The 9721-nt window shown below is 61.8% G+C and carries 10 protein-coding genes and 1 pseudogene; 5 read left to right on the top strand and 6 right to left on the bottom strand.

From position 1 onward, the window contains the following. Positions 1–592: TetR/AcrR family transcriptional regulator (locus EOA78_RS33755; protein ID WP_164784068.1), on the bottom strand; the 592-nt coding region annotated here is incomplete at its 3' end. A 243-nt stretch (positions 593–835) separates the two neighbouring features. Here EOA78_RS33755 and EOA78_RS33750 point away from each other — a divergent pair. Further along, the gene (locus EOA78_RS33750) at positions 836–1783 is read left to right on the top strand and encodes a homocysteine S-methyltransferase family protein (protein WP_127319861.1); all 948 of its coding nucleotides are present in this window, start codon (positions 836–838) and stop codon (positions 1781–1783) included. 271 nt (positions 1784–2054) lie between these two features. After that, positions 2055–2162: pseudogene (locus tag EOA78_RS37575) on the top strand (agmatinase); the annotation flags it as partial. 196 nt (positions 2163–2358) lie between these two features. Here the strand turns inward: EOA78_RS37575 and EOA78_RS33740 are convergent. The 3 genes from EOA78_RS33740 to EOA78_RS33730 are packed head-to-tail and all read right to left on the bottom strand — an operon-like array spanning position 2359 to position 4397. Further along, on the bottom strand, positions 2359–3075 hold the full coding sequence (locus EOA78_RS33740; RefSeq protein WP_127319860.1) for a Bax inhibitor-1/YccA family protein: 717 nt from the start codon (positions 3073–3075) through the stop codon (positions 2359–2361). A 21-nt stretch (positions 3076–3096) separates the two neighbouring features. Next, a complete protein-coding gene (locus EOA78_RS33735; RefSeq protein ID WP_127319862.1) occupies positions 3097–3870 on the bottom strand; it encodes an anti-sigma factor in 774 nt (257 codons plus the stop codon). An 8-nt stretch (positions 3871–3878) separates the two neighbouring features. Next, complete coding sequence (locus EOA78_RS33730) at positions 3879–4397, bottom strand: sigma-70 family RNA polymerase sigma factor (protein ID WP_245477964.1); 519 nt, start codon at positions 4395–4397, stop codon at positions 3879–3881. A gap of 353 nt (positions 4398–4750) precedes the next feature. Here EOA78_RS33730 and opgC point away from each other — a divergent pair, with 353 nt between their 5' ends. The 3 genes from opgC (at position 4751) to mazG (ending at position 8179) form a co-directional block, all read left to right on the top strand. Then, positions 4751–5905 carry an OpgC domain-containing protein gene (gene opgC, locus EOA78_RS33725; protein ID WP_127319858.1) on the top strand — a complete coding sequence of 385 codons (1155 nt, stop codon included), beginning with the start codon at positions 4751–4753 and terminating at the stop codon, positions 5903–5905. A 178-nt stretch (positions 5906–6083) separates the two neighbouring features. Continuing rightward, positions 6084–7268: an amino acid aminotransferase gene (locus EOA78_RS33720; RefSeq protein WP_127319856.1), complete on the top strand. Its 1185-nt coding sequence runs from the start codon at positions 6084–6086 to the stop codon at positions 7266–7268. An 86-nt stretch (positions 7269–7354) separates the two neighbouring features. Then, complete coding sequence (gene mazG, locus EOA78_RS33715) at positions 7355–8179, top strand: nucleoside triphosphate pyrophosphohydrolase (RefSeq protein ID WP_029352358.1); 825 nt, start codon at positions 7355–7357, stop codon at positions 8177–8179. A 6-nt stretch (positions 8180–8185) separates the two neighbouring features. On the opposite strand, the gene hflX is transcribed toward mazG, so the two are convergent. Together hflX and EOA78_RS33705 are read right to left on the bottom strand one after the other, a co-directional pair. Then, entirely contained in the window at positions 8186–9577 is a 1392-nt protein-coding gene (gene hflX, locus EOA78_RS33710) for a GTPase HflX (RefSeq protein ID WP_127319854.1), read from the bottom strand. Next, a partial coding sequence (locus EOA78_RS33705; RefSeq protein ID WP_206533553.1) for an RNA chaperone Hfq occupies positions 9578–9721 on the bottom strand: 144 nt, incomplete at its 5' end.

The following is a 9721-nucleotide window of genomic DNA, read 5'->3' as shown; positions in this document are numbered from 1 at the left end:
TCTTTACGACGCTTCGGAAGGCGAGGATCTGGCGTCCGAGGACACGGGGATCGCCGAGCCCCCGCGACATGATAATGCCGCCATCGATCACACAGGAGAACATGATGGCAACGTCGTCGAGATCCATGCCTTTGCGGGCAGGATAAACGGTCGCGATCTCGTTCAGCGCATGGCGAAACCGCCCGTTCCAGGAACGTACGGCGTCGGCGGCGATGTCGCGAACGTTGCGGTCGAAGAGGCGCTCCTGATAGGTGAACGTCGCGATCAGGCAGCCGGGGTGGCCGTTCGGAAGGTCGCCCATCAGCTCGGCAAGCAGCTTGAGCGTGATCAGGAACGACTGCAACGGATCATCGGACAATTGCCGGCCGCGGTGAAACACATCATCGAAGATGCGGTCATTCTCCTCGACGTAGCGCAGCATCAAGGCGCGGGCGAGTTCGTTCTTGTCCTTGAAATGATAGAAGAAGCCGCTCTTGGTGATGCCGGCTTCGGCGATCACCTCCTCGATGGAAGTCGCGCCGAACCCCTTGGCGAGCACCGAGGCCTCGGCGATCTCCAGAATGCGTTCGCGCGTTTCCGCACCCTTGCGCATGACCGAATGCCCTCAAATCTACTGTACCGGCGGTATGGTTTTCACACCCGCCAACATCGGCACCGATAGCAATACGACCGGCCCAGCGCAGCTATCGGTTTGTAATTGCTGCGGTTTCCGCTTCGGTGGAGTACCGGACCACAAGCCTTCTACCGCACCGGCGGCACGTGCTGCTAAAACTTGGCTATTCCGAACCGGCCGCCACGAGGGCGGCACGGTGTTATCTTACCACTGGAGACACACATGGCCAAGTACCGCCAGAATCTGCCGCAACTCGCCAACAGAACATTCCTGAGCGATGGCGGCATGGAAACGACTCTCATCTTTCACGAAGGCCTCGACCTACCGCACTTTGCTTCCTTCACGCTGATGGCAACGCCTGAAGGCCGGCAGAAGCTGAAGGAATACTACGTCCGTTATCTGACCATTGCGCGCAGAAGTGGGACCGGCTTCATCCTCGACACGCCGACGTGGCGAGCCAACCCCGATTGGGGAACCTTGCTCGGCTACGGGCCGGAAGCGCTACGCGCCGTCAACGAGGCCTCGATCGAGCTTCTTCTCGACCTGCGCAACGAGTTCGAGACCGCCGAAACGCCCTGCGTCATCAGCGGCGCGATCGGACCGCGCGGCGACGGCTACAAAGCCGGCAAGATGGATGCCAACGAGGCGGAAGCCTATCACGCGGTGCAAATTGAGAGTTTCGCGCGGACCGAAGCCGATATGGTGTCGGCCTATACGCTCACCAATTTCAAAGAGGCAATCGGCGTGGCGCGGGCGGCCAAAGTGCATGCCATGCCCTGCATGATCTCGTTCACCGTGGAGACGGACGGGAAGCTGGTGACCGGCATGGCGCTCGGCGAGGCGATCGACAGAGTCGACGACGCGACGGATGGTGCGCCGGCCTACTATATGATCAACTGCGCCCATCCGACGCATTTCATGCAGGCGCTGAAAAAGGGCGAGCGCTGGCTCGATCGCGTCTATGGAGCGAAGGCGAATGCTTCGGCCAAAAGCCATGCCGAACTGGACGAATCGGAAACGCTCGACCCGGGCGATCCGGACGATCTCGGGCGGCGCTACAGCAGGCTGACAGCTTCGTTTCCGACCATGCGAATCCTGGGCGGCTGCTGCGGCACCGACCACCGGCACATCGCGGCGATCTGCGAGGCCTGCGTGCCGCAAGCGGCATAGGAACCTGTGTGCGTCCCGGGAGACGCAGCGCTACCAACCGCAGTTCCGCTCAGGGGACAAGGAATTGCGGTTGGGCCGAAAGCACGCAATCAAAACCGCATCTCAGTTCCATAATCTATCTTATGCGACTTTCGGATGGTGGAAAATGTCAGCGTGAACCGAACGAAAGACTCTCTGAATTTTGCGTCGATTAGGATCTCGCGCCTACTGCAAACCTCCTACACACACCCAACACCGAAATTCAGCTAACCATCATTAAGACCATCAAGAAATGACCGCCTCGCCTCCTTTTCTCGGCTTTCCCGAACGCCTCGCCGATGGTCTCATGCCCCGTGCGGTGATCTTCGGAGCCGGTCACGGCAGCATCTATCCCGGCAAGGTCTGTCGCTCGACGTTCGCAAGTTTCTCGAAAAGATTCCCGATCGCCTGCTGGTCGTTCCTGTCCATGGGAAGCAACTCCGGTTGTCCAGGCGCGCCCCGCGTCCAAGAGATTCTCGCGACGCGCTCTAAGTCCCTGTTTTATGCATGTCGCGGCTCCACAACCGCTGCCGCGACATGCAGTTGATTTGACGGGCCTATTCGCGCTCGCCTGTGAAGTTCAGCAGCAGCTGGAAGATGTTGATGAAGTTCAGATAGAGTGAGAATGCACCGAAGACGGCGAGCTTCTGCTGCGACTCCGCACCAAAGTTTTCCGCAAACTGCTCCTTGATCGTCTGGGTATCCCAGGCGGTGAGACCGATGAAGACGGCGATGCCGATCACCGAGATGGCGAACTGGAGTGCGGTCGAGCCGAGGAAGATGTTGACGATGCTGGCAATCACCACGCCGATCAGGCCCATGATCAGGAAGGACGAGAACTGGGTCAGGTCGCGTTTGGTCGTGTAGCCGTAAAGGCTGGTCGCGCCGAACATGGTGGCGGCGATGAAGAAAGTGCGCGCGATGCTGGTCCCGGTGAACACCAGGAACACGGACGCCAGCGACAGGCCCATGACCGCACAGAATGCCCAGAACATCGCCTGAGCGCCGGCCGCGGACATCGTCTGTATCCGGAACGAGAACAGCAGCACGAAGGCGAGCGGTGCCAGCATCACCACCCATTTCAACGGAGTGGAAAAGATCGGCACGTAGAGGGCTGGCGTGGAAGCCACGACTAAGGCGATCACGCCGGTAACGACGAGGCCAACTCCCATGTAGTTGTAGACGCGCAGCATGTGCTGGCGCAGGCCTTCGTCATAGACGGCGCCGGTTTGGGCTCCGACGCCGGTGCGGTATCCTAGATTGGGGGTGTTCATGCAGGTTCTCCTTTGTGAAGGTCAGTAAAGCGTGTTGGCGAGCGTTTCTGCGGTGCGATCGAGATCGCGGACACCGCTTCGGGCGACGACTGCGTAAGCAACTTCGCCGATCTGGAAATAGGCCGAGGAAATTTCGCCCGACGGGGCGACGGTCGGCTGGACCACGTCGAACGTTCCGGGCCTGATCGCGAACAGCGAGACCAGTCCCAGGTCTCTCGTTTCGACGGCCATCTCGACGCTCGGGCCGAACTGCGATGGGTAGATCTGGACGTCACGGACCTTCCAGTCCTTCGGCAGCGACGGCATGATGATCGCCGTAGCGGCGCGGATTTCGTCCGCATCGTAATCCGGCGCTTCGGGCTGGGATGACATCGCCTCGCGCATGATCGTCGTCCTGTGTGCCCGGATCGCCTCCTCCAGATAGACAGGCGGCTGGGTCGAAGCGACGACTTTCGTCACCGATATCGGCCCGACGATCCCGTTCGCCAACCAGCCCGCGGCCACCAAGACTGCGACCGCCGCAGCCCGCTGCAACGTGCGTAAGGCGCGACCCCGGGCCAGTCCCCGCTCCAGCCGCCGTGCTGCGTCGGCCGTTGCCGGCCGCGCCATGCCCTTGGATCCGGCAAGCGCCACCCGCAGTTCGTCGCGCGTCCTGAGGTCGGACATCACGCGAGCGGCCGCCTCCGGACGGGCGGCAAGAAACGCCTCGACCTCGATGCGGCGGGCAACGTCCAGCTGGTCGTCGACATAGGCGTCGAGGTCGGCATCGGTCACCGGGTCGCGCAGTTCGCTCATCACAGACATCACGGGCCTCCCACGATCTTGAGGTGGTTTTTCGCACGTGCCGGCAATTTGTCCTCCATCTCGCGGAGCGCCGCGCGCGCCCTGCCGATGCGCGACATCAGCGTTCCCAGCGGTACGCCGCTGGCCTCTGCCGCCTGGCTGTAGGTAAGTCCCTCGATGGCGACGAGATGCAGCGCCGAACGCTGCTCATCCGGTAATTTGAAAAAAGCTTCGCGCACCTGCGCCAAGCGGACGGAATGCTCCTGGGGAGCCTGCAGGCTGGCGTCGACAAGATATCCGGCCTGCTCGACGCGCACCGCTTCAGACTTGCGGGACCGCAAACCGTCAATGAAAGCATTGTGAACGATCGACAGCAGCCATGCGCGCAGGTTCCCGCCGGAGCGGAAGGTGCCGCGCCGCTCATAGGCACGCACGAGCGCGTCATGCACCAGATCCTCTGCTTCCGCGCTGTCGCGCGTCAGCGAACGCGCGTAGCGCCGCAGGGAACCAAGCTGTCCTATCATATCGAAGCGTGGCATCGACCCTCTCATGGCCTGTTTACGGAGCATGGCAGGTTTTTAATCCCGCTCTTTGAGTTTTTTTGCGATCCGGAAAGGTCTGGCATCAACGGTACAACGCCACCATCGCGCGTACGGCTTCTTTGTCCGCGAACGAGCAGCCCTCCCCTCAGCCGCCACAATTCGCCGCGCGGTTTTAGCGCCACCGGGGATTTCGATGTTTATACCTGAATTAATTTGTGACGCGGAAAATCGCGAAGGTGTCATCTTTTTCGGGGCACTTGCGAGTTATAGGCAGGAAACATTCACCGCCGAATCTTCCCTTCGCCGACAGCCCTTTGGGCCCGCTTTGTTCAACGAATTATCGATCCTACATGACAAACAATGTGCCAACCCAGCGGGATACCCGCATCGATGTCTTCCGCGCGCTAGCGCTACTGACGATCTTCATCAACCATGTGCCGGGGACGATCTTCGAGTATTTCACGCACAAGAATTTCGGCTTTTCCGATTCGGCCGAAGCCTTCGTGCTGGTTTCAGGGATTGCCGTTGGGCTCGCCTACGGACTGAAGTTCCAGCCGGGGAACCGGTTGCTCATCACCCTGAAAGCCTGGCGGCGTGCCGGTGTCCTCTATGTCACCCACGTCATGACCACTGTCGCGACGCTGGCGATCTTCTCGGCGGCTGCATTGCATTTCTCGCGGCCCGATCTTTTGAAGCTGATCAACATCCAAATGATCATCGAGGACACGCCGGAAGCGCTGCTCGGCATCGCCGCGCTCGGGCATCAGATCGGCTACAACAATATTCTTTCTATGTATGCCGTCGTTCTCCTGATAATGCCGCTTTTCCTGTGGGTTGGCACGTTCAGCCTCCGCCTGATGCTTGCTGCGTCCGCTCTCCTCTGGCTCATCGTCGGCATTTTCCAGATCGCGCCTTCGAATTATCCCGGCGACGGCTTATGGTTCCTGAACCCGCTCTCCTGGCAGTTTCTGTTCGTTATCGGGATCGCCGGCATGCTGCACGTCAAGCGCGGCGGCGAAATCCGCTTCAACTGGATGATGGCGAGCGCGGCCGTCGGGTATCTGGTCGGCGCGCTGATTTGGGTGCGGCTGCCGTTGTGGGGCATCGAGACGGCCTCCGGCCTGCCTACCGTGCTGACCGGCTTCGACAAGACATTCCTGTCGCTGTCGCGGCTCATGCACATTCTGGCGATCGCCTATCTGATCGTGGCGATCCCGGCGCTTTCCAATCTGGCGAAGACCGGGCCCGGACACCCGTTCGCGGTTCTCGGCAAGCATTCGCTGCCGGTCTTCATCGCCGGAACGATCCTCGCCATGATCGCGCAGGTCATGAAGGTCGTCAGCCCGGGCGGGCTCCTCTACGACGCGATCCTGATCTCGACAGGCATCGCGCTGCAGTTCGGCTTCGCCTATTACCTCGAATGGCTGCCGCGGATCGGTTGGGGCGCCAAGAAGCAGCAAGCTGTCGCCGCCTTGCCGTCTGCTGCCCTCAAGCTGGTGTCATAGAACGGCGTCGACGAGCCGTGCCGTCAAGGCTTTCGCCGCGTGCGAGCCTTTCCTCGAGGCATGCTATGGATTTCTGCGTCCTGTCTCCTGGTTGGCGGTTTTCAGCCTGGTGCAAATGAAACCGCTGGCGCAGCACAGCCGATTTGCGTATCACTCCGCCGCCAACGGAACCGCGCCGATGTTCGAAGACCTCCAGCCTGCCCCAGCCGACAAGATCCTTGCCTTGATCGGCCTCTATCGCGCCGATCCCCGCCCCAGCAAGGTCGACCTCGGCGTCGGCGTCTACAAGGATCGCGATGGCAAGACGCCGGTGATGCGCGCCGTGCGCGAAGCCGAAAAACGGTTGCTGCAGAGCCAGGATACCAAAACCTATCTCGGCCTTGCCGGCGATACCGGCTTCAACACGGCGATGGCGGGGCTGGTTTTTGGCCCTGCGGCCGAGTTTTCGCGCATCCGCGCGGCGCAGGCACCCGGCGGCTCCGGCGCGCTGCGGCTGGTGGCCGAACTGCTCAAGAGGACGCGATCCGACGCGACGATCTGGCTGTCGGACCCGACATGGCCGAACCACATGCCGGTGATGCGCGCCGCCGGCTTGCAGATACGCGAATATCCCTACTTCGACGCTGCATCAGGTGCTGTTCGCTTCGCGGACATGATGAGCGCGCTGGCGACCGCCAAGAGCGGCGACGTGGTGCTGCTGCATGGTTGCTGCCACAACCCGACAGGCGCCAATCTGGACAGCGCGCAGTGGGCCGAAATAGCCGACCTGGTCATCGAGCACGGCCTGCTGCCTTTTGTCGACATTGCCTATCAGGGCTTTGGCGAAGGCCTGGACGCGGACGCCACCGGCTTGCGCCTGCTGGCTGAAAAAGTCCCGGAAATGGTGGTTGCCTCGAGCTGCTCCAAGAATTTCGCCGTGTATCGTGACCGTGTCGGCGCGGCCATGATCCTGGCTAAAGACAGCGCGCAGGCGGATGTCGCAATGAGCCAGATGCTGTCGGCGGCGCGCGCTATGTACTCGATGCCGCCGGACCACGGCGCGGCCGCGGTGCGCATCGTGCTTGAAGACGCCGCACTGCGCGCCGACTGGGAAGCCGAGCTCGAGGAGATGCGCCTGCGCATGCTGCGGCTTCGGGTGCAGTTCGCCGAAGCGCTGCGGCGGCAGTCCAATTCCGATCGCTTCGATTTCGTCGCCAGCCATCGCGGCATGTTTTCCCGGCTTGGCCTGTCCGAAGCGCAGGTCGAGCGGCTGCGCGCCGAGCACGGTGTCTATATGGTCGGCGACAGCCGCATCAACGTCGCCGGCCTGCCGGAGGGCGGCATGGACGCGCTCGCCAAGGCGATCGTCTCAGTGCTCGATTGAGCCGACCGTCGCTGGCAACTGTGGACAATGCGCCCTTGCCGGGTGACAGCATTGGCTGAGTGATCGCTGCACGATAGCGTCGACAGATGAAACCTTCGAAAGACATTTCCCGGCTGATCGAGATTATGGCGGCGCTGCGCGCGCCCGAAACCGGCTGCCCGTGGGATATCGAGCAGGATTTCTCGACCATCGCGCCCTACACGATCGAGGAAGCCTACGAGGTGGCGGACGCCATCGCGCGCGGCGACCTGGACGATCTGCGCGACGAACTCGGCGACCTCCTGCTGCAGGTCGTCTACCATGCGCAGATGGCCGAGGAGGCCGGCGAATTCGCCTTTGGCGACGTGGTCCAGGCCATTACCACAAAAATGATCCGCCGCCATCCGCATGTCTTCGGCGACGAGAAGGCGCGCAGCGCCGGCATGGCCAAGGGCATGTGGGAGAAGATCAAGACCGAGGAAAAAGCGGAAAAGCGAAACGCCCGCCTCGCCCGCGGGCACGATCCTGAGGATCATGGCAACGGTTTTCTGGACAGCGTACCGGTCGCCCTGCCCGCTTTGACCCGGGCGCTCAAGCTGCAGGAAAAAGCGGCCCGCGTCGGCTTCGACTGGAGCGAGGCCACGCCGATCCTCGACAAGATCGAGGAAGAGATCGGCGAGTTGCGCCAGGCCCTTGCCAAGGGCGATACCGCTTCGATCAAGGACGAGTTCGGCGACATGCTGTTTGCCGTCGTCAATCTCGGACGTCATCTCAAGGTTGATTCCGAAGCGGCGCTCAGCGGCACAAACGAGAAATTCCGGTCGCGGTTCCGCTATGTCGAGCAAGCGCTGGAAGCGTCCGGAAACACGCTGGAAAGGGCGACGCTCGACGAGATGGAGGCGCTTTGGCAGCAAGCCAAAAGCGCGAAGTAACAGAAACTATCCGTTGTTTTTACGATGCAATCTGGTTTCTATCTCTTCGTGTGCGCTTCGCGTCGCTTTGAGCGACACGGTTATACCGCCATCTTCATTGTCGGTGCGCGAGACGACGTCGCCATTGCGGTAGAGCCAGTCGACGAACCCAAGCTGGTCAGGCTTGAGCGTGACGGTCAGCGTTTCCAGTTCGCCTGAAACTCTTGTCTCGATTTTCGCCTTCAGCACATCGATGCCCTCGCCGGTGGCGGCCGAAATGGCAATCGGCGGCGCCTTGTTGCCGTCGATGCCGTCGGCGAGCAATCGCGCCCGGTTGCCTTCATCGAGCCGGTCGATCTTGTTCCACACTTCGATGACGCGCTTGCTGTCGCCGGCATCGACGCCGAGATCGGCGAGGATGCGCTCGACATCCTCGGCCTGGGCGGCCGTGTCGGGGTCCGAAATATCGCGCAGATGGATGACGAGATCGGCCTCGACCACCTCTTCCAGCGTTGCCCGGAAGGCCGCGATCAAATGCGTCGGCAGGTCCGAAATGAAACCGACGGTGTCCGAAAGGATGACCGGCGTGCCGTGCGGCAGTCGCACCCGACGCAGTGTCGGGTCGAGCGTGGCAAACAGCATGTCCTCGGCCAGCACCCCTGCTCCGGTCAGCCTGTTGAACAGCGTCGACTTGCCGGCGTTGGTATAGCCGACGATCGCCACAACCGGGAACGGCACCTTCTTGCGCTTGGCGCGGTGCAGGTCACGGGTGCGCCGCACTGTTTCCAGCTCGTGTTTCAGCTTGTTGATCTTGTCCTGCAGGACACGGCGGTCCGACTCGATCTGCGTTTCGCCAGGACCGCCAAGGAAACCGGCGCCGCCGCGCTGGCGCTCGAGGTGGGTCCAGCTTCGCACGAGCCGGCCCTTCTGATAGTTGAGGTGCGCAAGATCGACCTGCAGCGTACCTTCCTTGGTGCGCGCGCGCTCGCCGAAAATCTCCAGGATCAGCCCGGTGCGATCCAGCACCTTGGCGTTCAATTCTTTTTCCAGATTGCGTTGCTGCACCGGCGTCAGCGGATGGTCGACAATAACCAGTTCGGCACGGCCCTCCTTGACGATCTCGGCGAAGTCCGCGACCTTGCCGCTGCCGAGCAAGGTTGCGGGCCGCGGATCATTGACGGTCACCACCGCGGTATGGATCGGGTCGAGGTCAATGGCCTGGGCAAGACCAACCGCTTCGTCGTGGCGGGCCTCGGCGGAACGCATCAGGCGCGGACGATTGGTGTCTTCGTCGCCGCGCGGCTGGCGGGTAAGCACCGGCACGATGACCACGGCCCGGGTCGGGCCTTCGGCTTCCGTCCCCGGCTGATATGCTGGTTTTTCGCGAACGCTGCGGTCCGCGTCTTTCTTACGTGCCAATCAGGCGCCCTGGCTTTCCTCGCCATCGAACATCTGAACCGGCTGGCTCGGCATGATCGTGGAAATGGCGTGCTTGTAGACGAGCTGGGAATGGCCGTCTCGACGCAGCAGAACACAGAAATTGTCGAACGAAGTGACCACACC

It is taken from the genome of Mesorhizobium sp. M5C.F.Cr.IN.023.01.1.1, assembly GCF_003997585.1.
Classification (GTDB): Bacteria; Pseudomonadota; Alphaproteobacteria; order Rhizobiales; family Rhizobiaceae; genus Mesorhizobium; species Mesorhizobium wenxiniae.
The sequence above is the reverse complement of the archived record's forward strand: the minus strand, read 5'-3'. Positions and strand labels throughout refer to the sequence as shown.

Excerpts from the sequence above, each read along its gene's own strand:
- opgC (WP_127319858.1), top strand. The coding sequence starts at position 4,751 with ATGACAAACAATGTGCCAACCCAGCGGGATACCCGCATCGATGTCTTC.
- EOA78_RS33730 (WP_245477964.1), bottom strand. The coding sequence starts at position 4,397 with ATGCCACGCTTCGATATGATAGGACAGCTTGGTTCCCTGCGGCGCTAC.
- mazG (WP_029352358.1), top strand. The coding sequence starts at position 7,355 with ATGAAACCTTCGAAAGACATTTCCCGGCTGATCGAGATTATGGCGGCG.
- EOA78_RS33720 (WP_127319856.1), top strand. The coding sequence starts at position 6,084 with ATGTTCGAAGACCTCCAGCCTGCCCCAGCCGACAAGATCCTTGCCTTG.
- EOA78_RS33735 (WP_127319862.1), bottom strand. The coding sequence starts at position 3,870 with ATGAGCGAACTGCGCGACCCGGTGACCGATGCCGACCTCGACGCCTAT.
- EOA78_RS33740 (WP_127319860.1), bottom strand. The coding sequence starts at position 3,075 with ATGAACACCCCCAATCTAGGATACCGCACCGGCGTCGGAGCCCAAACC.
- EOA78_RS33750 (WP_127319861.1), top strand. The coding sequence starts at position 836 with ATGGCCAAGTACCGCCAGAATCTGCCGCAACTCGCCAACAGAACATTC.